This window comes from Pseudomonas batumici, from assembly GCF_036585405.1.
In the GTDB taxonomy this organism is placed as follows: domain Bacteria; phylum Pseudomonadota; class Gammaproteobacteria; order Pseudomonadales; family Pseudomonadaceae; genus Aquipseudomonas; species Aquipseudomonas batumici.
Genome location: NZ_CP144470.1, coordinates 935,396 through 957,292, shown reverse-complemented (window position 1 = coordinate 957,292; position 21,897 = coordinate 935,396). Strand labels below are relative to the sequence as shown.

The 21,897-nt window shown below is 62.4% G+C and carries 21 protein-coding genes; 9 read left to right on the top strand and 12 right to left on the bottom strand.

Features of this window, described 5'->3' with window-relative positions; genetic code table 11:
* Nucleotides 1-226 precede the first annotated feature (226 nt).
* Entirely contained in the window at nucleotides 227-886 is a 660-nt protein-coding gene (locus NUH87_RS03910) for an isoprenylcysteine carboxylmethyltransferase family protein (protein WP_338524812.1), read from the top strand.
* 128 nt (nucleotides 887-1,014) lie between these two features.
* Entirely contained in the window at nucleotides 1,015-1,938 is a 924-nt protein-coding gene (locus NUH87_RS03905) for an alpha/beta fold hydrolase (RefSeq protein WP_338524811.1), read from the top strand.
* A gap of 55 nt (nucleotides 1,939-1,993) precedes the next feature.
* On the opposite strand, the gene NUH87_RS03900 is transcribed toward NUH87_RS03905, so the two are convergent.
* The 3 genes from NUH87_RS03900 to NUH87_RS03890 form a co-directional block, all read right to left on the bottom strand.
* Nucleotides 1,994-3,385, bottom strand: a complete 1,392-nt coding sequence (locus tag NUH87_RS03900) for a class II fumarate hydratase (protein ID WP_338524810.1) — start codon at nucleotides 3,383-3,385, stop codon at nucleotides 1,994-1,996.
* A 55-nt stretch (nucleotides 3,386-3,440) separates the two neighbouring features.
* Nucleotides 3,441-4,742, bottom strand: a complete 1,302-nt coding sequence (locus NUH87_RS03895) for a cation:dicarboxylate symporter family transporter (RefSeq protein WP_338524809.1) — start codon at nucleotides 4,740-4,742, stop codon at nucleotides 3,441-3,443.
* A gap of 71 nt (nucleotides 4,743-4,813) precedes the next feature.
* Nucleotides 4,814-6,169, bottom strand: a complete 1,356-nt coding sequence (locus NUH87_RS03890) for an adenylosuccinate lyase family protein (RefSeq protein ID WP_338524808.1) — start codon at nucleotides 6,167-6,169, stop codon at nucleotides 4,814-4,816.
* Nucleotides 6,170-6,273: 104 nt separating this feature from the next.
* Between NUH87_RS03890 and NUH87_RS03885 the strand changes: the two genes are divergently transcribed.
* The gene (locus NUH87_RS03885; RefSeq protein ID WP_338524807.1) at nucleotides 6,274-7,014 is read left to right on the top strand and encodes a GntR family transcriptional regulator; all 741 of its coding nucleotides are present in this window, start codon (nucleotides 6,274-6,276) and stop codon (nucleotides 7,012-7,014) included.
* Between the two features lie 41 nt (nucleotides 7,015-7,055).
* Here NUH87_RS03885 and NUH87_RS03880 read toward each other — a convergent pair whose 3' ends face one another.
* Entirely contained in the window at nucleotides 7,056-7,379 is a 324-nt protein-coding gene (locus NUH87_RS03880; RefSeq protein WP_338524806.1) for a hypothetical protein, read from the bottom strand.
* 45 nt (nucleotides 7,380-7,424) lie between these two features.
* Nucleotides 7,425-8,537 carry an AbrB family transcriptional regulator gene (locus tag NUH87_RS03875; RefSeq protein ID WP_338524805.1) on the bottom strand — a complete coding sequence of 371 codons (1,113 nt, stop codon included), beginning with the start codon at nucleotides 8,535-8,537 and terminating at the stop codon, nucleotides 7,425-7,427.
* Between the two features lie 109 nt (nucleotides 8,538-8,646).
* Here NUH87_RS03875 and NUH87_RS03870 point away from each other — a divergent pair, with 109 nt between their 5' ends.
* A complete protein-coding gene (locus NUH87_RS03870) occupies nucleotides 8,647-9,261 on the top strand; it encodes a TetR/AcrR family transcriptional regulator (RefSeq protein ID WP_338524804.1) in 615 nt (204 codons plus the stop codon).
* Nucleotides 9,262-9,315: 54 nt separating this feature from the next.
* On the opposite strand, the gene NUH87_RS03865 is transcribed toward NUH87_RS03870, so the two are convergent.
* On the bottom strand, nucleotides 9,316-10,140 hold the full coding sequence (locus tag NUH87_RS03865) for an SDR family oxidoreductase (RefSeq protein ID WP_338524803.1): 825 nt from the start codon (nucleotides 10,138-10,140) through the stop codon (nucleotides 9,316-9,318).
* A gap of 149 nt (nucleotides 10,141-10,289) precedes the next feature.
* Nucleotides 10,290-11,069, bottom strand: coding sequence for a carboxymuconolactone decarboxylase family protein (locus NUH87_RS03860; RefSeq protein ID WP_338524802.1), 780 nt, complete (start codon nucleotides 11,067-11,069; stop codon nucleotides 10,290-10,292).
* A 193-nt stretch (nucleotides 11,070-11,262) separates the two neighbouring features.
* Here NUH87_RS03860 and NUH87_RS03855 point away from each other — a divergent pair, with 193 nt between their 5' ends.
* From NUH87_RS03855 to NUH87_RS03845, 3 genes are all read left to right on the top strand, one after another.
* Nucleotides 11,263-12,162, top strand: a complete 900-nt coding sequence (locus NUH87_RS03855) for a LysR family transcriptional regulator (RefSeq protein ID WP_338524801.1) — start codon at nucleotides 11,263-11,265, stop codon at nucleotides 12,160-12,162.
* Between the two features lie 123 nt (nucleotides 12,163-12,285).
* Entirely contained in the window at nucleotides 12,286-13,296 is a 1,011-nt protein-coding gene (locus tag NUH87_RS03850) for an aldo/keto reductase (protein ID WP_338524800.1), read from the top strand.
* Between the two features lie 90 nt (nucleotides 13,297-13,386).
* Nucleotides 13,387-13,773: a hypothetical protein gene (locus tag NUH87_RS03845; protein WP_338524799.1), complete on the top strand. Its 387-nt coding sequence runs from the start codon at nucleotides 13,387-13,389 to the stop codon at nucleotides 13,771-13,773.
* A 106-nt stretch (nucleotides 13,774-13,879) separates the two neighbouring features.
* Here the strand turns inward: NUH87_RS03845 and NUH87_RS03840 are convergent, their stop codons facing one another.
* From NUH87_RS03840 to NUH87_RS03830, 3 genes are all read right to left on the bottom strand, one after another.
* Nucleotides 13,880-14,806, bottom strand: a complete 927-nt coding sequence (locus NUH87_RS03840) for a sugar ABC transporter substrate-binding protein (RefSeq protein WP_338524798.1) — start codon at nucleotides 14,804-14,806, stop codon at nucleotides 13,880-13,882.
* Between the two features lie 100 nt (nucleotides 14,807-14,906).
* Nucleotides 14,907-15,695: a TIM barrel protein gene (locus NUH87_RS03835; protein WP_338524797.1), complete on the bottom strand. Its 789-nt coding sequence runs from the start codon at nucleotides 15,693-15,695 to the stop codon at nucleotides 14,907-14,909.
* A complete protein-coding gene (locus tag NUH87_RS03830) occupies nucleotides 15,692-16,714 on the bottom strand; it encodes a Gfo/Idh/MocA family oxidoreductase (protein WP_338524796.1) in 1,023 nt (340 codons plus the stop codon). The genes NUH87_RS03835 and NUH87_RS03830 overlap by 4 nt, the downstream gene beginning before the upstream one ends.
* Nucleotides 16,715-16,911: 197 nt before the next feature.
* On the opposite strand from NUH87_RS03830, the gene NUH87_RS03825 reads away from it, so the two are divergent.
* The gene (locus tag NUH87_RS03825; RefSeq protein WP_338524795.1) at nucleotides 16,912-18,927 is read left to right on the top strand and encodes a sigma-54 interaction domain-containing protein; all 2,016 of its coding nucleotides are present in this window, start codon (nucleotides 16,912-16,914) and stop codon (nucleotides 18,925-18,927) included.
* Nucleotides 18,928-19,176: 249 nt separating this feature from the next.
* On the opposite strand, the gene NUH87_RS03820 is transcribed toward NUH87_RS03825, so the two are convergent.
* The gene (locus NUH87_RS03820; RefSeq protein WP_338524794.1) at nucleotides 19,177-19,920 is read right to left on the bottom strand and encodes an SDR family oxidoreductase; all 744 of its coding nucleotides are present in this window, start codon (nucleotides 19,918-19,920) and stop codon (nucleotides 19,177-19,179) included.
* Nucleotides 19,921-20,049: 129 nt separating this feature from the next.
* On the opposite strand from NUH87_RS03820, the gene NUH87_RS03815 reads away from it, so the two are divergent.
* Nucleotides 20,050-20,964, top strand: coding sequence for a LysR family transcriptional regulator (locus NUH87_RS03815; RefSeq protein ID WP_338524793.1), 915 nt, complete (start codon nucleotides 20,050-20,052; stop codon nucleotides 20,962-20,964).
* Nucleotides 20,965-21,008: 44 nt separating this feature from the next.
* Here NUH87_RS03815 and NUH87_RS03810 read toward each other — a convergent pair whose 3' ends face one another.
* Nucleotides 21,009-21,683, bottom strand: coding sequence for a DUF3313 domain-containing protein (locus NUH87_RS03810; RefSeq protein ID WP_338524792.1), 675 nt, complete (start codon nucleotides 21,681-21,683; stop codon nucleotides 21,009-21,011).
* Nucleotides 21,684-21,897: the final 214 nt, after the last annotated feature.

Genomic DNA, 21,897 nt, shown 5'->3' with positions numbered 1-21,897 from the left:
TCTGGTGCCGAGTCTTGCAGCCCACGAATAAACAATAAAAGAATATAAAAGAATTTATTGATGCTTTTATGGAATAAGTTGATTTTCCGGGTACTTCGCGGAACCCGTGTCCTAGAGCGTTTTCGTCCTGCCATGGGTCCCCGTTGCCCGAGCGGGTGATCATTTCCGATCAGGCCGGAGATGCTTCTAGACTGAAGACATCAGCTCTATCGATGTCGAGGACAGCATGAAAGTCTCACTTCGCTTGGCGTTTTTCAGCATCGCGGCGACGCTGGCCTATCTTGGGCTGGCGGTGTGGGCCTTCGGTGGCTGGACGGCGTTTATGTCCCGGCCACCCTTGCTGGTGATCGCCGTGGTGACCCTGTTGTTGGCGGGCTCGGCGCTGTTCACCGAAGGCAATCTCAGCTCCGGCGTGCGGGAGGATCGCGGCAATCGCTGGGTGATCCTGGCCATCGGCGGTCTCGGCTTGCTGCTGGTGGTGCTGGCGCCCTGGACGGATCACCTGGGTTGGTGGGTCTTTGGCGGTGAGGGTGTGCGTTGGGTCGGCGTGCTGCTGTTTACCGTCGGTGGGGTGCTGCGGATGTGGCCGGTGTTTGTGCTGGGCAAGCGCTTCAGCGGGCTGGTGGCCATTCAGCCGGGGCACCGGCTGGTGACGACGGGGATCTATCGAACCCTGCGCAACCCGAGCTACCTCGGGCTGCTGGTCAATTCGCTGGGCTGGGCGCTGGCTTTCCGCTCCGGCGTCGGGGTGTTGCTGACGGCGTTGACGCTGATCCCGCTGATCGCGCGCATGCGCTCGGAGGAGGCCCTGCTCAAGGCCGAGTTCGGCGAGGAATACGAGGCTTATCGTTCACGCACCTGGCGCCTGCTGCCCTGGGTTTATTGAGCCGCTGCGCGAGAAGGGGCGCGGTCTGCGGGAACAGATGCTCTTGATGACTTGAGTCCGTTCTGCTTGTATTTCCCGAATGGCCGCGCGGAGAGCGGTCTCGCGAACCCCGTTCCGGAGGAACCCCGATGCTCTTGATCCTTGCCCTGATAGCCATCGTCGTCGTTTGGGGATGGTGGACCTATCCACGTGTGGGCGGGCTGTTGTTCGACCTAATTACACGGCTGGAAGCGCGACTCTCGCGTTTGAAGGAGATCCCGGTGGCGATTGAGCGGATGACCCTGGCGACCTTCCAGGGCGGGGCCAGTCGCAATACGCCGCCACTGTTGCTGATCCACGGCTTCAGTGCCGACAAGAACCTCTGGATACGTTTCGCGCGCTATTTCGTTGCCGACCACCCCGTGATCATTCCCGACCTGGCCGGGCACGGCAAAAGCGGCTTCGAACCGGGCGGTGACTACAGCATCGGGGCCCAGGCGCAACGCATGATCGAACTGCTGGACGCCAGCGGCATCGACAAGGTGCATGCGGTCGGCAGCTCCATGGGGGCCTACGTCGCCACCTGGCTGGCGGCGCATTACCCGGAACGGGTGTTGTCCCTGGCGTTGATGGGCCCCGTGGGCGTCAACTTGCCGCAGCCCAATGAAGTGGAGGAGTTGGTCAATCAAGGCAAGAACCCTTTTCTTATCCACTCGCGGGCGGAGTTCGATCGGTTCTTTGCCATGACCATGGCTTCGCCGCCCTGGATACCGGGCGTGTTGCTGGCGGCGGAGTCGAGCACCTATATCAAGCGGCGTTCGGAGCTTGCGGAAATCTTCGACGATTTCCATGGCAGTCCGCGCATGGAGCCCTGGCTGAACAATGTCCGTGTGCCGACCTTGCTGCTGTGGGGGCGTGAGGACCGGATGGTTCCCGTGGCCAGCGCGCAAACCTGGATCGCGGGCATTCCCCATGCGCGCCTGGAGTGCTGGGACGGGGTGGGGCATCTGCCGATGGTCGAGCGGCCGGAACGGACGGCGGAGCAGTATCGCGAGTTTCTGACGGCGTCCTGAGTGGCAGCCCCAGGGCTCGGTCAGTGCGATTCACCGTCATCCCAGGCGACACCCCCTACGATGGCCGTATCATCGTTTCGGGGCGTACCCAGTGGTGGTATTCATCCTCCGTCATGAATCCCAGGCTCACGGCCGCCTCCCGGGGGGATAACCCTTCCTGTGCGGCTTTTTGCGTAATCCTCGCCACCTTGTCATAACCCAGTACCGGGTTCAGGACGGTCGCCAGCAGGAGCGAGTGTTCGACATTGCTGGCCAGCCGTACGCGATCGACCTCCAGGCCCTTGATCAGTTTGTCGGTGAAAATGCCGACACTGTTGGATAGCACGTCGATGGACTGCAGAAGGTTGTGGATCAACACCGGCTTGGCCACATTCAACTCGAAAGTGCTTGAGGCGCCGGCGATGGTGATCGTGGTGTGGTTGCCCATGACCTGCATCGCGGCCTGGGCCAGTACCTCGGCGATGGTCGGGTTGCGCTTGCCGGGCATGATCGAGGAGGTGAGGCCGTCGTCAGGGACGAGCAACTCGCCGAAACCACAGCGCGGACCTGATCCCAGCAGACGAATGTCGTTGGCCATTTTCGTCAGCGAGACGGCCAGTACATTCAAGGCCCCCGAGATTTCCACCAGTCCATCATGGGTGCCCATGCCTTCGAATTTGCAGGGGTTCGGCTCGAACAGTTCACCGGTGATACCGGTCAACTCCTTGCAGAACGCCACATCGAAACCGATCGGGGTATTGAGCCCGGTGCCGACGGCGGTGCCGCCTTGGGGCAGCAGGCGCAACCTGGGTAGGCAGGCCTCTATCCGGGCTATGCCATGGCCGATCTGCCGGGCGAAGCAATCGAATGCCTGGCCTTGACTCATGGGGACCGCATCCATCAGATGGGTGCGGCCGATTTTCAGTACGTCACCCCAGGCCGATGCCTTTTCGTCCAGTTCATCCCGCAGCCTGGACAGCGCCGGGAGCAGCCGGCTGCGCAGTTCGAGCAGCGTGGTCAGGTGCATGACGGTCGGAAAGCTGTCATTGGAGGATTGCGAGCGGTTGACGTGATCATTGGGATGCACCGGAGACTTGCTGCCCAGGGCGTTGCCCAGCAGCTCGTTGGCGCGATTGGCAATGACCTCGTTGGCATTCATATTGGTCTGCGTGCCCGAGCCGGTTTGCCAGATGGAGAGGGGGAAGTGCTCGTCGAACTGGCCGTCGACCATCTCCCGGGCGGCTTGCTCAATGGCCCCGGCCATATCGGCCGGGAGGGCGCCCAGTTGAATATTCGCGCGCAGGGCGGCCAGTTTCTGTTGGCCGAAGGCACGCACCAGGCAGGCCGGAAACCGTTCCCTGCCCGTGCCGAAAACGGCCAGGGCGCGCTGTGTCTGGGCGCCCCAATAGCGGTCGGCCGGGATGGCGACAGGTCCGAACGCGTCATGTTCGGTTCGCAGGCTGGACATGAAGGTGACTCCTAGGAAGGGGCGCGCGAGTCAATTCCACCCGCGCCAGGAAAGGTTAAAGTGCTGCGCCGGGCGCACGGCCGAGGGTGCGTTCATATTCGACTTGGGCCGTCTGTTCGCAGAACTCTCCCGACCATTTCGACACCACCACCGTGGCCACGCTATTGCCGATGGTGTTGCAAGTGGCGATGGCCATGGACATGAAGCGATACACGCCGAACAGTAACGCCAGGCCTTCCACCGGCAGGACGCCGATGGCGGTCACCGTCGCGGCGAACACCACGAAGCTGCCTCCCGAGACCGCGGCCGCGCCCTTGGAGGTCAGCAGCATGATGGCGATGACCCCCAGCTGTTGTTCCCAGCTCATGGGCACGCCGTAGGCGTTGGCGATAAACAGCACGCTCAGCGACATATAGATCGAGGTGCCATCCAGGTTGAAGGCGTAGCCGGTCGGCAGCACCAGGCCCACGCTCTGTTTGGAGCAGCCGAACTTCTCCAGCTTCTGCAACAGCCGTGGCAAGGCGCTTTCCGATGAGGCGGTGCCGAGGACGATGAAGACTTCGTCCTTGATGTACTTGAGAAAGCGCCAGAGGCTGAAACCCGCGAGGCGGCAGACCGTGCCCAACACCACGAAGATGAAGAAGAGGATGGCCACGTAGAACATCAGCACCAGGTTGGCCAGCGAGATCAACACCGCCGTACCGTTGCTGCCCACGGCATAGGCAACCGAGCCGAAGGCGCCCAGGGGCGCGAACTTCATGATCAGGTTGATGAACTCGAAAAAACATTCGGAGACCCGGCTCAAACCGTTCTCGATCACTTCACGGCGCTCGGCCTTGAGCGCCAGCAAGGCGAAACCGAACAACACCGAGATCACCAGCACTTGCAGCAGCTGGCCGCCGGCAAAGGCCCCGACAAAATTGTCCGGGAAGATCTCGTAGATGAACTCCAGGGTCGACGCCGGGGCATGTCCCTTGGCAACGGCTGCCGTGGCCGCGGCGGCGGTGGCGCTGTTGGCGTGGGCGTTATGCATGCCCGCGCCGATCTCCAGCAGATTGCCCCACAGCATGCCGATGGCCAGCGCCACCGTGGACACCACTTCGAAATAGATCAGCGCCCGCAAGCCGACCTTGCCGACCCGCTGGATATCGCCGGCCGAGGCAATGCCCTGGACCACCGTGAAGAACACCAGGGGCGCCACGGCGGTCTTGATCAGCTTGAGGAAGATATCGCCGAGGATCTTGAACTTGGCAGCCAGTTCCGGGGCCAGGAAACCGAAGGCAATCCCCAGCAGCATGGCGGCGATGACCTGGAACGTCAGGTCCTTGTAGAACGGTTTTTTCGTGAGAGTGGTCATGTCGCGATCTCGTTGTTGTTATTGGCGAGCAGCGGGCAAAAGGGGCTCGCTGGTGATGAGCCCCATGACGATCAGCGTTTGACGGAACCCTCGCGCGCCAGGGCGATATCCACCATCTGCGGGGCAAGGCCCAGGTAGTTGGCCGGGTCGGTCAGGCGCTTGAGTGTCTCGATGTCCAGTTGCGCGGTGGCTTCGCCTTGGGCGAGCAGGGCGTCGAGCAGGCTGGTGCCCTGGTCGTTGGCCAGGCGGCAGGCGGCATAGACCACGTCATGGGCCACCTGGCGACCCAGTGCCGGGGCCAGCCCCATCATCACCGCTTCGGCCACGATCAGGCCCTGGGTCATGTCGAGGTTCTTGCGCATGCGCTCCGTGCGCACTTCAAGCCCGGCGAGCATGAACTTCGCCTGGCCGAGGGAGGCGGCGCTCAAGGCGAAGGCTTCCGGAATGGCGATCCATTCGGCCTGCCAGGGGCCGGTCGAGCGCTCGAAGTCCTGGATCATGGCGTCCAGCATCAGCCCCGCCTGCTGGCGCACGCCCTTGGCCGCGGCGTACATCAATTCACAGGAAATCGGGTTGCGTTTCTGCGGCATGGTGCTGCTGGCACCACGGCCCTTGACGAAGGGTTCGTACACCTCACCCAGCTCGCTGGTCATCATCATCATGACGTCCAGGGCGATCTTGCCCAGGGAACCGGTCACCAGGCCGAGGAAGTTCAGGGTTTCGGCGAGGCCGTCGCGGGCCACGTGCCAGGTGGCTTGCGGGACGCCGAGGCCCAGTTCGGCCATCAGTGCCTGCTGCACCTCCAGGCCCTTGTCGCCGAGTGAGGCGAGGGTGCCCGCCGCTCCTGCGAACTGGCCGATTTCCACCCGTGGGCGCAGCTCCACCAGGCGCTCGGCGTGGCGGTCGAACATGCTTAGCCAGACCGCGCACTTGTAGCCGAAGGTGATCGGCAGGGCATGTTGCAGGTGCGTACGGCCCGCCATGGGGGTGTCGCGGTAGCGCAGGGCCAGTTCGGCGAGCAGTCCCCGGACGGCCTGGATATCGCGCTCGACGATCGCCAGCGCCGCGCGGACCTGGAGGACCACGGCGGTGTCCATGATGTCCTGGGTGGTCGCGCCCCAATGCACATAGCGGCCCGCGTCGCCGCAAAGCTTCGACAGTTGCTCGACCAGCGGCAGGATCGGGTAGCCGACGATCTCGGTTTCGTGCTGCATCAACGCCAGGTCGAGGGCTTCGTAGCTCGAGAGGGCGGCGATCTGTTCGGCGGCCTCGACCGGAATCACCCCGCATCGGGCTTCGGCCCTGGCCAGGGCGACTTCCACCTCGATATAGCGTTCGATCAGGGCGCGATCGGAGAACACGCCACGCATTTCGGCGGTACCGAACATGTCACGGAAGAGGGAGGAATCAAAGACGGTACTCGACATGGGGAAGATCCTAATTGTGTGTTTTATTTAGTACATATATATTATGTCCGTACATTATGATTGCCTGACTCCTGATACACTGTCAACTCGACAGCGAGGTACAAATGGAAGGCGTAAATCAGCGGCGTTATGCGGTGGTGGCCCGGGACCTGATCGACGGAATCGGCAGCGGCCGCTACCCCGTCGGCTCGTTGCTGCCGACAGAGTTCGAGCTCTGTGCGCTGTATCAGGTGAGTCGGCAGACGGTGCGCGCCGCGATCGACCAACTGCAGGGGCAGGGCATGGTGTCGCGCCGCAAGCGGGTGGGAACACGGGTGGAGGCTTCAGCGCCGAGGGGCGGATACTCCCAGGCGCTGGCGTCGGTGGCCGACCTGGTGCAGGTGGCGGAAACCCATGTCAGGGATATCCAGGATGTCCGGCACTTTGTCGCCGACATCGCGTTGGCCAGGCGCCTGGGCCTGGAGCCGGGCGGGCACTATTTTTGTGTATCGAGCATCAAGGTGGACAACAGCGAGGCTCATGCCCCGCTGTGCTGGACCGACGTTTACGCCGAGCAGGCGTTTGCCGAAGTCATTCCCCAGGCCAGGGAACACCCTGATGAACTGATTGCCGCGCTGATCGGCAAGGCGTTTTCAAGGCACATCGAGGTCGTCGATCAGCAGGTGCGACCGGTCCAGCTCTCCGCCGAACTGGCGAGCAGCCTGAAGTCACAGGCCGGAGCCCTCGGGTTGAATATCATTCGTCAGTACCGCGACCAGGACGGTGCGTTGATTGCCGTGTCGGAAACGGTCTATCCCAGCGACCGTTTCACGTTGGTCATGCAGATGAAGCGAGACAAGGTTTAACTATTTCCCCAGCCGGATAAATAGAGCGCTCTGTCACGTGTTCATTTGTCCCTCTCCAACCAGCCATCGGGTTGCTGCCGTAGCTTGCCGAAATGGACGCAAAGGTAAGTCCCGATCGTCAGGGCACCGGCGATCAACAGGATGAAGGCCGGATTGAAGCCGGCAATGATGGGCTGGCTCGACAGCAGCACCAGGCCCACCAGCAGGTTGAAGGTGCCCCAGAGGAAATTCACCAGCGGTGATGAGGGACCTTTTCCACGCGGTTTTGCGAAGGGCGTGGGAAAGGCTTCACCGCGCAATCCGCTGGCCAGGTGCGGAATGGCATTGCAGAGAAAGACACCGGCAAAGAACGCTGTGATGTACATGGATCACCTTCAGGCAGGGAGGCATGGATAAGGGTTGAGAGCGGCTCAAGTGCCGGTGGCGCCGCCCTCCGGGGAGACGCGCCGGGAGATGAAGGCCGCCATCGTCGGCCCGGCCAGCAGCACCACCCCGAAGCGCACCATCTGCATGGTCATGACAAAGGGCATGTCGACTTGGCTGGAGGCCGCGATGATCGCGACGGAGTCCGCACCGCCCGGGCTGGTCGCCAGGTAAGCGGTAAGCGGATCGATGCCGGCGGCAAAGACGAACACCGCGGCCAGGCACCCACAGATCAGGATCAACGCTAGCGTGCTGGCGAGGATCGCGGGAAAGGCCTTCAGGGCGTACCGCACCAGCGGTCGCGTAAACGGCAGGCCGATTCGCCAGCCAATCACCGCATAGCCGAGCGCCAGCAGCCAATGCGGCATCTCGATGCTGATCAAGCCCTGATGAGTGAGGAAGATCCCGCCGACCATCGGCACCAGCAGCGCGGCGACGGGGATTTTCGCCAGGCGCGCGACCAGCGGACCGGCGGCCACGAGGGCCAGGGTCTGGGCCAGCGGTAGCCAGTCGAGGGTCGGAAACCAGATGACCGAATGAACCTCGTGAGCCACGCCGGCACCGGTGAAATGGGTAATGAGCGTGGCGAGGACCGCCACCATGATCACGCGGGTGTACTGCATGCAGGCGACAAGCTGTGCGTCGGCCCCGGCATTCTCGGCCATCAGGATCATCACGGTGGCCGCGCCCGGGCTCAGCCCCCAGATGGCGGTGGTTCCCGGCAACACGCGCAGGCGGGTCAGTCCCCATCCCAGCACACCGGCGGCCGCGATCACGCCTGTTACGCCGAGCACAAACAGCGGCCAGCTGCCGATGGCTGCGCCGGCGAGCGACTGCGCCAGGGTCTTGGCAATCATGCAGCCCAGGATGCCCTGGGCGAAGGCGGATGCCGAGCGCGAGACTTGAACCCGGGTGTCGATGAACGTGATTACGACAATGACTGCGCCCAGCATCGGGCCAAGCAGCAACGCCGCTGGGATACCGGCCCTGGTCAGGGCAACGGCGAAGAGCGCCGACAATCCCAGGAGCACGGCCCACTGCCATGCCGAGGCGAGCTTGGCGGTTCTGGACATGGCTACGTGAGCATCCGCTTTGGACATGGGAACCCCTTGATTGAACCGGACTGGCTGCAGAGCGTTGCTTAGGGTCGGTGCAATGCTAATATGAGAGGATATCCTCTATTAAAAATAGTGAAGGACATCCTCTCATATGTCAACAAAGCCAATCGCCAAGGGGCAGGAGCCCAAGCGTGCCAAGGGGCACCTGCGCGTGGCCGCTATCCTGGAGGCCGGGGTCGAGCTGTTTACGGAAAAGGGCTTCGATGCGACGACGATGACGGAGATCGCGGCGCGCTCGGGGACGGCGATCGCCTCGCTCTATCGGTTCTTTCCGACCAAGGAGTCCGTTGCCGAGGCGCTGCTGATGAATTACGTCGAGCACGCCCTGACATCCCTTGACGAACTGGCTTCACAGGCCAGCACGCTGACACCGGCAGGTCTTGCCGAGGCGTTTATCGACTTCAGCTTGGCGCTGCAGTCACAGCGCCAGTTCGCCATCAATCTGGTCGATGTCGCAGGGGCCAGCGAAAGCCGGCGACAGCAGTTTCGCAAGGCCATGCAGGAAGGGATCGAGGCGGTACTGCGCGAGGTGATGCCGGCCCTGGCCCCCGCCAAGTCGAAGGCCGTGGCGGCGACTCTGCTGAATGTGTTCAAGGGGGTAGGGCGGATCAGCGAGGAGACGCCGGCCACGCAACGGGTGCTGTTGGCTGAGACCAAGGATATGGTCCGGCTTTATCTTTCAGCGCTGGTGGGGACTGCTGAATAGACATTGCCGGACTGGAAAGCCCGGCTTCGGCGGCTTTACGTCATCGATGGTCAACTACTGGAAGTGCTCACCGTACCAGTACTGCGCGGTAACCCCGCCATCCATCAGGAAATCACTCCCGGTGATGAAGGTGCCTTCCGGCCCCATCAGCAGCGCGCCGAGCGCACCGACTTCATCGGGCGTGCCGCCGCGTTTCGCGGCACAGGACTCGATCATGCGGCGGTAGCCTTCACCCCGTGGGCCCGACAGCTCGTCCCTGGCCAGAGGGGTAAAGATGATGCCCGGGCTGATGGTGTTGACCCGCGCACCGCGTTTGCCCCAGCGCACCGCTTCGGCCATGACCCGCAGGGAATTGCCGCGCTTGGAGATCTGGTAGGCATTCAGCGGGTCCGTTATCTGGTCGGGTTGCAGCATCGGCAGCGCCAGCAGTTCGTCGGCGGGTGTCAGCGCCAGCGCCTTGTTCTGCTCCGGCGTCAACGCGGGCAGACGGTGACCGGATTGCGAGGCGATGACGATGGCGGAGCCGCCCTTGGCGATCACGTTGCCGAACGCCTCCAGCACCAGCGCCGTGCCATAAAGGTCCACCCGCAGGATCGTCGCGGGAGGGGCCTGGGAGGGCGAGACCCCGGCGGCGTGAATGACGCCGGTGATGTCGCCGATGGCGGTGGCGGTCTTTACCAATGTCTGAACCGACGCCCGTGAAGAGACATCGACACTTGTCGTGGTGACCTCGAATCCGGCATCACTGAGCACCTTGGCCGCGGCCGCCGCATTCTCTTCCCGCAGGTCCGCCAGCAGGACGTGCTTGCCCGCGCTGACCCGCCGGGCGATGGCTTGTCCGATGGAGCCGGCACCAATAACCACTGTGACGTTTGTCATGTTCATTTCTCCGTGGGGGCGTCCGTGAGGTCTGACTGAACCCGCCGAGGTCGGCAGGTCCTGTTCCTGAGCCCGATCAATATTACGGGGGGAGTCATGGGTTGATTAGCCGGCCAAATCTGTTTTGCCTTGTGAGGACAATTCATCAATCAGCCTTGCTTGTCCCGGGCGTCGAACACTTCCTTCAACACCGGCACCGCTGACATCGCTTTCGGCCAGCCCACGTAGAACGCCAGGTGGGTCAGCACTTCTGCGGCCTGTGCCCGGGTCAGGCCATTGTCCATCGCCCGGTTCAGGTGGAAGGGCAGTTGGGCGGCCTGGCCCTGGGCAATGAGTGCGGCGACGGTGATCAGGCTACGGTCACGGGGTGTCAGGTCGGCCTGGCGCCACAGGTCGGCGAACAGGACGTCATTGGTGTAGTGCGCAAGCCCCGGCGCAACCGCACCCACATTCGCCTCGACCAGCGCCCGGCGTTTGGCTTCGGCCACCGGCTCCAGGGTCAATGGCTCCGTGGTTGGCGGGATAATCTGCTCGGCGGGGATCTGGCGTTCGGTGAACACTTGCCGGGCCACGGCGGCGGCCGACATCGCATTCGGCCAACCGCCATAGAACGCCAGATGGGTGATCAGCGCACTGATTTCACTCGGCTTCACGCCATTGTCGAGGCCCAGCTTGACGTGTCCGCTGAGCTGCGCGCTCTGTCCATTGGAGACCAGCGCGGCCAGGGTGATCAGGCTGCGGTCGCGGGGTGCGAGTTCCTGGCGTTTCCAGACTTCACCGAACAGCAACTGGGTCGTGTAGTTGTACAGCTGGGGCGCAACTTCCAGCACGTCCGGCGACGGCTTGGGATCGGGGCGAGAAAGGCCCTGGTCGGCGTCGACCATGGCCGAGAAGCACAAGGTGGCGAATGCGCTGGCTAACAGTTTCATCGAGTCGACTCCTGGGATGAGTGGCCATGAAAGGCAATGCCGCGGGCAGCCCTGGCGGCGAGTCACAAGAGCTTAAGAAACCTGGATAGATTCATTAAGGTCATTAACCCGCATGGAGTCATAAGCGGTGCTCATGAATGGCCTGAGGGTTATGGCGCTATAATCCCCAACCATTCATGGCAGGAATTCATCAATGGCCCGGGAAAGTTACAACGATCTGCTGGCGTTTCTGGCCGTCACCCGCGAGCGCAGCTTCACCCGTGCCGCCGCCCAGATGGGCGTCTCGCAATCCGCCCTCAGCCACACCATCCGTGCATTGGAGGCCCGTCTCGGGGTTCGCCTGCTGACCCGCACCACGCGCAGTGTCGCGCCGACCGAGGCGGGCGAACGGCTGTACAACAACCTGGCACCGCGCTTCGAGGAGATCGACGCCGGGTTGGCCGAGGTCACCGAATTGCGCGACAGCCCGCGCGGCACCATCCGCATCACCGCCACCGATTACGCGGCCAACAGCGTGCTATGGCCGAGGCTGGCGCCGTTGATAGCGCAGTATCCCGACATCAAGGTCGAGATCATGACCGACTATGGGTTGACCGATATCGTCGCCGAGCGCTACGACATTGGCGTACGCCTGGGCGATCAGGTCGCCCAGGACATGATCGCGGTACGCATCGCGGCGGACCTGCGCATGGTCATCGTTGCCGCGCCGTCCTACCTGCAAGCCCACCCGGCACCGCTGAAGCCCGAGGACCTGGCCGACCACAACTGCATCAACCTGCGCCTGCCCACCCACGGCGGCTGTTATCCCTGGGAACTGAGAAAGGGCAAGACCGAACTGCAGGTGCGGGTGGAGGGGCAACTGACCTTCAACAGTTCCTATCAGATGCTCGAAGCGGCACTCAGCGGCTGCGGGCTGGCGTTCATTCCGCAAGACCTTGCCGCGCCGCATGTCGCCGCGGGTCGTCTGCAATGGGTACTGGAAGATTGGTTTCCGACCTTTCCCGGACTGCACCTCTACTACCCCAGTCGCCGGCAATCGTCCCGTGCGCTGGCCTTGGTGATCGGCGCCTTGCGCCACAGCGAAGACTCATGAAATGAACTCATGACCGCATCCACCTTTTCGGTCTTAATCATCAATCGGCTTGTGACTAGGATGACGGCACGGCTTTGAGCAATGGCTCGGCCATCCTGTTGCAACGCTGATGGAAGGTGACCGATGAATGACCGTTATCTGGGCCGCAGTGCCTTGAAAGTTTCTCCCCTGTGCCTGGGCGCCATGATGTTTGGTGGCGAGACCGACGAAGCGACTTCCCGACGCATCATCGACAAGGCTGCCGCCAGCGGTATCAACTTTATCGACACGGCCGATGCCTATCACGCCGGGCGCTCCGAAGAGGTGGTGGGTCGCGCTATCGCCGCGCAGCGTGATCGTTGGGTGGTTGCCACCAAGTTTGGTTATCCGTCGTCCGCGACCGCCGGCCCGAACGAGCAGGGACAGTCGCGCAAGTGGATCATGCAAACCGTCGAGGCCAGCCTCAAACGCCTGGGCACCGACTATATCGACGTCCTGTATTTTCACCGTGCCCTGACCGACGCGCCGATGGAGGAGGGGATTCGTGCCGTCGGTGACCTGATTTGCCAAGGCAAGATCCGTTACTACGGTGTGTCCAACTTCCACGGCTGGCGCATTGCCGAAATGGTCCGCATCGCCGACCAACTGGGCATCGAGCGGCCTGTGGTCAGCCAGCCGCTGTACAACATCGTCAACCGTACGGCGGAAGTCGAGCAACTGCCTGTGGCGGGCAATTATGGGTTGGGTGTTGTGCCCTACAGCCCGCTGGCGCGTGGCGTGTTGAGTGGCAAATATGTACCGGATGCACCGCCGCCCGCGGACACTCGCGCAGGGCGTGGCGACAAGCGAATCCAGCAGACCGAATGGCGGCCGGAGTCATTGGAAATCGCCCAGACCATTGCCCGTCATGCGGCGGAGCGTGGCACCACGTCCATCGCCTTTGCGATCGCCTGGGTATTGAAAAACTCGCTGGTCAGCGCTGCTATTGCCGGTCCGCGTACCGAGGCGCATTGGGACAGCTACATGGACGCACTCGGGTTGGAGCTGGGGCCGGACGACGAGAAGCTGGTTGATGGCCTTGTCGTGCCTGGGCACGCGTCGACCCATGGCTTTACTGATCCTGGGTATCCGGTAGAAGGTCGCAGGGTGATTTGAACGACTGGCCAAGGCCTTGTCGATTCTTGGAGAAAGTAGCGTGATTGCCCGATATCCTGTCGGGCTTACTTCCTAAAAGCGGATCACGCTATGCCCAGGTTGTCCTTCGCCATCCGCGTGTTATTCGCGTGCTGTCTGTTGGTCGCCACCGCCAACCACGTGCGAGCCGATTTTCAGCATGGGTTGTTCTGGGACTATGGGTATGGGGAGAGTGCGCACTGGGCCAGTCGTGTGTTCTGGGGCGCGTTGACCTTCCTTGATCCGCTGGCCGCATTGCTGCTGTTCATCAAGCCCAGGGCCGGCATTGTCCTGACCGCCGCCATTATCGTGGCTGACGTTGCCCATAACACCTACTACGTCGCGCTGAATCAGCAGTGGTTGGCGTCTTTCTATTTGTCCCAGGTGGCCTTTCTTGTCGCGGTGATGTTGCTTTCGCCGATTGTCTGGAACGGCCTTCGGCGCTGCGATGCGTCCTAGGCTGGCAGCGACAAACGGAGACGGTTCGGGTTGGCCCCGAACACTTCCAGCACCTTTGGTTGATCACGACTGACAGAGGGTGGTCCAGAGACCACCCTTCATTTCTCTATTTATAACGCTGCTCAAAAACCGCCACCTGCTCCGGCTTGATCAGCAGGAAGGGCACCCAGACATCCGGCTGGACCGCTTCGCCCTTGATCATCTTGATGGCCGACTGCACTGCACTGGTCGCCTGGGCCTTGGGGTCCTGGAAGACCGAAGCCACCAGCATCCCGCGTTTGATCGCCGCGAGGCCGTCAGGCAGGCCATCGATACCGACAATCGCAATCTCGCCCTTGGCCTTGCCGGCTTGTTGCAACGCCATGGCGGCGCCGATAGCCATCTCGTCGTTGTTGGCGACGATGGCGTCGAAGTGGGTGCCCGCCAGCAACCAGTTGCTGGTCAGGTCCATCCCCTTGTTGCGCTGCCACTCGGCACTTTGCTGCTCGACGATCTTGATCCCGGGATAGTCCTTGAGCACCTGTTTGACGCCTTCGGTTCGATCGTGGGTGGCGTTTTGCGCGAGGTCGCCCATGATGATCGCCAGGCTGCCCTTGCCCCCGAGCTTCTCGGCCAGGTAGTGCATCTGCAGTTGCCCGGCCTCGATGTCATTCGACGCCACGGTGACCACGCCCTTGGGCAGGACGCGCTCGTCCGGGTGACGGTTGACGTACACCAGCGGTGTCTTCGACTCGACGGCGGCGCGGGTCATGTTGGCGGTGGCGGCGGTGTCCACCGGCAGGACGATGACCGCATCGACCTTCTGGCTGATAAAGCCCTCGACCTGGTTGAGCTGGCGCACCACATCGCCCTGGGCATCCTCGAACTGGATCTGCACGTCCTCCTGTTTGGCGGCCGCTTCCAGGCCGTTGCGCACATAGGTCATGAAGTTGTCGTCGACCCGGGCAATGCTGACGCCGATGCGATAGCTGGCGGCGGCCCATTGGCTGAAGAGCAGTAGCAGCGTGGCAAAAAGCAGTGTGTAGCGACGCATGATGGTTTTCCTTTTGTTGTTATGAGCTGAAATTCATCAAGATCAAACTTGAAGACTGCCGGCGCTCGGCGAACCCCATCCGCCAGAAGCGCCGGCGCCCTCAATCCAGCGTGAACGCTTGCCGAAAGCGCTCAAGTGCCGTTTCGCTGTTGCCGCTGGCCCAGCCTTCGAGCCCAACCACGCCGGTGTATCCCATGCCGAACAAGGCCCTGGCAATAGCCGGATAGTGAATCTCGCCGGTGCCGGGCTCCTTGCGGCCTGGGACATCGGCGACCTGGATTTCACCGATGGCGGGACCGGCGCGCTGGATCAGCTCGATCAGGTTCCCTTCGCCGATCTGGGCGTGATACAGGTCCAGGTTCATCTTCAGATGAGGACTGCCCACGGCCTCGATCAGCGCCAGGGTGTCGTCGGCGCGGGCGAACGGGGTGCCGGGGTGGTCGACCTCGGTATTGAGGTTTTCCAGCAGGAACACCCGACCGGCGTCCTCACCCAGGCGGGCGATTTTTTCCAGGGTCTTGCAGGCGCTCAACCACATGCGGCCGGTGGTGTTGGCCACGGGTTTGACCGGCAAGCCCTTGTCGCCCAGGCCGGTGCCATGCAGGTTGAGGCTCGGGCAGTTCAGTTGCGCGGCCACGGCCAGCGATTCCCGGGCGCTGTCGAGCAACTGGCGGATATCCTCGGGGTCGGTCAGGTTGCCCGAGATATAGCCAGTCATGGAGGTGAAGTCGGCGCCGGTGGCGACCAGGGCGGGAATGTCCTTCTTCGTCCAGTCCCAGATTTCGGCGCTGAAACCCAGCGCATGAATGCGTTTGACGCGCTCGGTGAAAGGCAGGTCGAGGAAGACCATCTCGGCGCTGATCGCCAGCTTGAACGGTGAGACGCTCATGAACGGGCTCCTTGCACGCGTACCGCTTTGCCTTGCTGGAAGGACTCGATGCACGCGCGGGCAATGGCCAGGGCCGCCCGGGCATCTTCGCCGCTGGCCAGGGGGGGGTCGCCGGAGCGCACGCAGCCGACAAAGTGATTGAGCTCGGCAATGTAGGCATCGCGCAGCAGGTCGGTGTCCATGCGCAGGGTGTCGGCCTGGATACCGCCGGCCAGGTAGCGCACCAGGTCCGAGTCATTGACGCTGCCCATGGTCAGCATGCCGGCGCTGCCAAAGACTTCCCCGCGCACATCGTAGCCATACACCGCCTGGAAGTTGGCCTCGGCCGTGGCAATCGCACCGTTGTCGAAACGAAGGGTGACCACCGCGGTATCCAGCAGGCCCTTGTCCTTGTACGCCGGGGCGATCAGGGCGTCGGCCATGACATGGACTTCGACGGCTTCGGCGCCCGGATTCAGGTAGCGCAGGGTGTCGAAGTCATGAATCAGGGTCTCGAGAAAAATCACCCACTGTGGTGAGGCGGCCGGGTTGTTCAGCGCTGGATCGCGGGTCAGCGAGCGCAGCAGTTGTGGCGTACCGATACGGCCGGCGACCACGTCCAGGTGGGCGGTACGAAAGCTTTTGGCAAAGCGGCGGTTGAAGCCGACCTGCAGCGTGACACGGGCATCGGCGGCCGCGGCGATGGCACGGTCGGCTTCGTCCAGGGTGATGGCCATGGGTTTTTCACAGAACACGCCCTTGCCGGCGCGGGCGGCGCTGATCACCAGTTCGGCATGGCTGCGGGCCGGGGCGGCGATCAGGACCGCGTCGATCTCCGGGTCATCGAGCAGTTGCTGGGGATCGGTATAGACCCGCGCCACCCCCAACTCTGCCGCCAGGCGCGCGGCCTGGCCGGGTACCGGGTCGGCGATGGCGCCGAGGCAGGCCCCGGGAATGTGCCGGGCGGCGGTCCGGGCGTGAAAGCTGCCCATGCGGCCTGCACCGATAAGTCCCAGGCGGATGATCTTGGCTGTGCTCATGAAATGACTCCCTCTTATTGTTGTTTACAAGGCTTGGCAGCAGGCGGTGCCTTCGCTGGTACAAGGCAGGGGAGCAAGGGCTGTGCCAATATTTAACTTGTTGATATTTAAAGGTTTTAGTCGTGAACCTTTGAGGCGGTTGTTCATTCAGATGACATGTCTATACTGACATGTCAAAAATATGAACATATGGGTGGATGTCAATGACGGTGAACCCACAGCTGATGGCCTTCAGCGCGCAGGATCTCGACTACCTGACCGCCCTCGGCCCGGCGTCCTTGAGTGAAGGACCGATCGGCACCCTGGAACAGGCTTGGCAGGCTTGCCAGCAGGGACGCGAGGATCGACCGGCAGGTGTCAGGCAGGTGATCTGGGACTCCTGGCGGCGCAGCGTCGGTGCCGGCCTCGATCCCGAGGATGGCGAGTATCGTTTCGTCGCCCCGGCGGCCCTGACCGCAACCCTGGCGGCCAATCGCGTGCTGATCAATGCGGCGGCGGAAGTCATGCGCGGGTTGCTGGCCTACAACCCCAGGGGCCATATCAACCTGACGGACGCCGAAGGGACGACCCTGTATTTCTGCGGCCTGGACCTCACGCCCGTGGGCAGCCGGCTGCTGGAGTCTGTCCAGGGCACCAACTGCACGGGACTGGCGCTGGCCGAAGACCGCCTGATGTACGTGCTGGCCGAAGAAAACTTCGGCATTGGCCTGCGTCGGCGGCGCATGCACTGTGCCGCCGCGCCGATCCGCGATGCCCAAGGCCGGACGCTGGCCATGCTGACCCTGACCGCGGAGCCGGGCTGGTTCCATTTCCACACCTTGGGCACCGTTCAGGCAGCCGCCGAAGCGGTCTCGCGGCAGATGGCCTTGCAAACCCTGCTGGACGAACAACAAGCGGTCCTTGAAGTGCTCAACGAAGGGTTGGTGGTGCTGGATGAGCGCGGCTGCATCAAGGCGCTCAATCGCTATGCCCGGCAACTGTTCCGCGTCGGACGGGACCTGCTGGGCAGCCCGTTCCAGCGCCTGGGGCAGAGCGAACTGAGCGCCGAAATGCTGCTGCGCAGCGGCGAGGGGCTTCGGGACCTGGATTGCACCTTCGAGCTGCCTGATCGCAGCCACCTGGCGTGCCTGGTGTCGGTGTGCTCACTGGAGCAGGGCGGACGGATTGTCTCGTTGCGCGAGAACCGGCGCATCCGGGAAATTACCCGGCGCATTATCGGCACCCAGGCCAGCTACACCTTCGAGACCATCCAGGGCAGTTCGCGGGCCATCCAGGACGCCCTGCACCTGGGCCGGATCGCCAGTCGCAGTGACTCGACCACCTTGATCCTGGGGGAGAGCGGTACCGGCAAGGAGCTGTTCGCCCAGGCGATCCATAACGCCAGCGAGCGTTGCCGCGGTCCGTTCGTGGCGGTCAATTGCGGGGCCATTCCGCGCGACCTGGTGCAGAGTGAACTCTTTGGCCATGTCGAGGGCGCCTTCACCGGCTCAGCCCGTGGCGGCTCGGCGGGGAAGTTCGAACTGGCCGATGGCGGCACCATCTTCCTCGACGAAATCGGCGACATGTCCTTCGATGCCCAGGTCAGCCTGCTGCGGGTCCTGCAAGAGGGCGAGGTGACGCGGGTGGGGGCGAAAAAATCCCAGCGGGTCGACGTCCGCATCATCGCCGCCACCCACCGCAACCTGAGCCAGGCGGTGGCCGATGGCGCCTTTCGCGAAGACCTTTACTACCGGCTCAACGTGTTGAACCTGACGGTTCCGCCGCTGCGGATGCGTCGCGAGGATATCCCCTTGTTGGCGCGATACTTTCTCGGCCGCTGTGCCCAGTCGCTGCGCAAATCAGTGCTGGACCTTTCACCCGAAGCCTTGGAGATACTGTCGGCCTACCACTGGCCGGGGAATGTCCGCGAGCTGGAAAACACCCTCGAGCGCGCGACCAACCTGGCGATGAGCGAACTGATCCAGCCGGCTGACCTGCCGCTTGAAATCCAGCAGCGGTCGCATCAGCCGGTACCGGGCCGAGTGCCCGAGCCCCGGGCGGCGCTGGATCTGGGCACCCATGAAATGAATGCGATCATCGCCGCCCTCAAGAGCACCGGCGGCAATGTCCGCCTGGCCGCAAGGCAGCTCAACGTCTCCCGTGGCGGGCTGTACAACAAGATGCAGCGGTTTGGGCTGAGCGCCGACGCATTTCGCAATGCGGTAACCGGATGAAGCCTTTGCCCTGACTTCAGCGGGGCAGGGTGGTGCTCCGGTCCCGCCAGTGGCGAGCGTCTTCTTGCCAATGACGCTATTGATTAGCCTGGCTTATGAGTCCTAGCCCCATTGATCGTCTAATAAACGACGGGAAATAGCGTTAACCTCGAAACAATTTAGCGACCCTCTCGTGTAACAAGAACAGGTGAAGAGAATGGACTGCGGTGTGTCCATTCTCTTCGTGCTAATGAAAACCAGGCGATATTGTCAGGCTTCCTGAGCGGTAGGGCGGAACAGGATTTCGTTCACGTCCACGTCTTCCGGCTGCTCCATGGCGAAGGCCACCATGCGTGCGAAAGACTCGGCGGGGATCGCGAACTGTTCATAGTATGCCGCGATGCCTTTCGCCATATCGGGTTCGGTGATGCTGGCGGGCAGTTCAGTGGCGATGGCACCGGGGGAGATAATGGTGGTGCGGATGTTGTAGGGCTTGACCTCCTGGCGCAGTCCCTCGGAGATCACCCGCACGGCGGTCTTGGTCGCCGCATACACCGCGCTGGCAGGACGCACCTTGTGGCCCGCCACCGAGGAGACGTTGATGATATGGCCGCTCTTCTGCGCCTTCATATACGGAAGCGCGGCGGCGATGCCATACAGCACGCCCTTGAGGTTTACATCGATGGTGCGGTTCCAGTCGTCCACCTTGCCCAGTTCCAGCAAGGAATGTGGCATCAGGCCGGCGTTGTTGATCATGACGTCGATCCGGCCATAGGCCTGCACCGCGGCCTCCACCAGCCATTTGACCTGCTCGACATCGGTGACATCGGTTTGCACCGCCAGTGCCTTGCCGCCGGCGGCGACCAGTTCATCGGCCAGCGCCCGGATGCGCTCGACACGCCGCGCGCCTAATACGACGCAGGCGCCTTGTGAGGCCAGCAGTCGCGCGGTCGCCTCGCCCAGGCCGCTGCTGGCACCGGTGATCACGACGACCTTATGGGTAACTTGTGTCATGGTTTTTTCCTTTTCTGGATGCGGATCGCTACATTGAAAACAGCGGATAGATGACTCATCAATGTAGCGCGGGCAGCAGTCTGTGATTAGGCGGCAGAATCCGAACGGACCTATTAGACGGACTAATGAATGCATCAGGAAAACTTCAACGATCTCTCGGCCTTTGTGATCGTCGCGACGGAGCGCAGCTTCACCAAGGCAGCGGCAAGATTGGGAGTTTCCCAGTCGGCGCTCAGCCAGACCATTCGCAATCTTGAGGAGCGGCTGGGGTTGCGCTTGTTGACCCGTACGACCCGAAGCGTTTCCCCCACGGAAGCCGGCGAGCGGCTGTTGCTCACGGTAAAACCCAGGTTCGAGGAAATAGAGTCGGAACTGGTCGCCTTGACCGAACAGCGCGAGAAGCCGGTCGGTACGATCCGCATCACCGCCAGCGAGCACTCGGCGACTTCGATCCTCGCGCCTGCACTGGCGAAGCTTCTGCCGAATTATCCGTACATCAACGTTGAAGTGAACGTGGACCATGGCTTGACCGATATCGTTGCCGAGCGTTTTGACGCCGGTGTCCGACTGGGTGAACGGGTCGCCAAGGACATGATCGCGGTTCGCATCAGCCCCGATCTGCGCTGGCTGGTGGTCGGGGCGCCGTCTTATTTTGCCCGCCATGCCCAGCCGCTAATGCCACAGGAGCTGACCGCGCATAACTGCATCAATATCCGTTTTCCGACCCATGGCAGCCTCTTTGCCTGGGACTTCGAAAAGGATGGGCATGAACTCAAGGTCCGGGTCGAAGGGCAGCTGACGTTCAACAGCCTGGCCCTGCGCCTGGATGCCGCCTTGTCCGGCCTCGGGCTGGCCTACCTGCCCGAAGACATCGTGGCCCCCTATATCGCCGAAGGAAGGCTCGTTGCTGTCCTGGAGGACTGGTGTCCGTATTCCCCCGGCTATCACCTCTACTATCCGAATCGCCGCTACGCTTCGCTGGCTTTTTCCCTGGTGGTCGAAGCGCTGCGTTATCCGAGTCAGGGTGCCGCGAGACCCCGTTGAAGCCGAGCGAAGAAGGTGTCGTATGCCTCCTTCGCCGTTTTTGGTTATCGGATGAAAGTCTGCAAATCAGTGGCCAGCTTGTCGAGCGCCAGTTTGAAATCCTTGGTGGTGATGTTCTGGCTGGCGTTTGACAGTGTACTGCCGAAGACTTTGCGCACGACTTTGGCCACGGTCTGGTTGTTGCTGGCGTCGATAAACTCGGCCTCGATGAACAGTGTGGTGTCCTGATCACGATGTCCAGTGACAGCGGAAACACCTCCCACGACGGCGGCGACCGGAACGATTTCATACCACTTCATGCCTTTGTTTTCGGCATTCACCCCGGTGATTGCCGCGCGCATGATCAAAGTTCTTGAGCCAGCCGGCGCTGACTTTTCGCTCGATACAACCCGATACTTCTGGCCCAGCACGCCTTTGGCATTGCGGGTCATGTAATTCTGCAACTCGTCCAGGGTTTGCCGGCTGACCCGCTCGTTGGGCTGTGGCGCCGGGTAGAGTTCCAGTTGGTTGAAGGCCACGGTGTCATAGGCATTTGGATTCCAGGACGGGCTCACCCAGCGCATGGCTGTTTCGCCGCTGGTGGTGGTGACCTGCTGCAAGTTGTTGTAGTTGGACAGGAAGCCGGAATACTGCTCACGCTCGGTGACTTTCGAGGTGCACCCGCCAAGCAGCAGGCTGGTCAGCGCAGCGCTGATAAACAGTTTTCGGGATAGGTTCATAGTGGGCGTCCTCCATGGATTAAATCGTATTTTTTGTAGCGGGACATCAGAAGCGCAGGTCATGTTTCCGGCCCCAGCTGGGTTCAGAGCATAGGTGACTCAGGCCGCAATGCGCCAGGATTCGGCCTGGGGGCTCGGTAAAAATTTGGCTGTTATCCCAAGCGCCGCGTTATCCCGGTCAGGGTGCCGAGCCCGAGCGTCCCGCCCGGCTAAA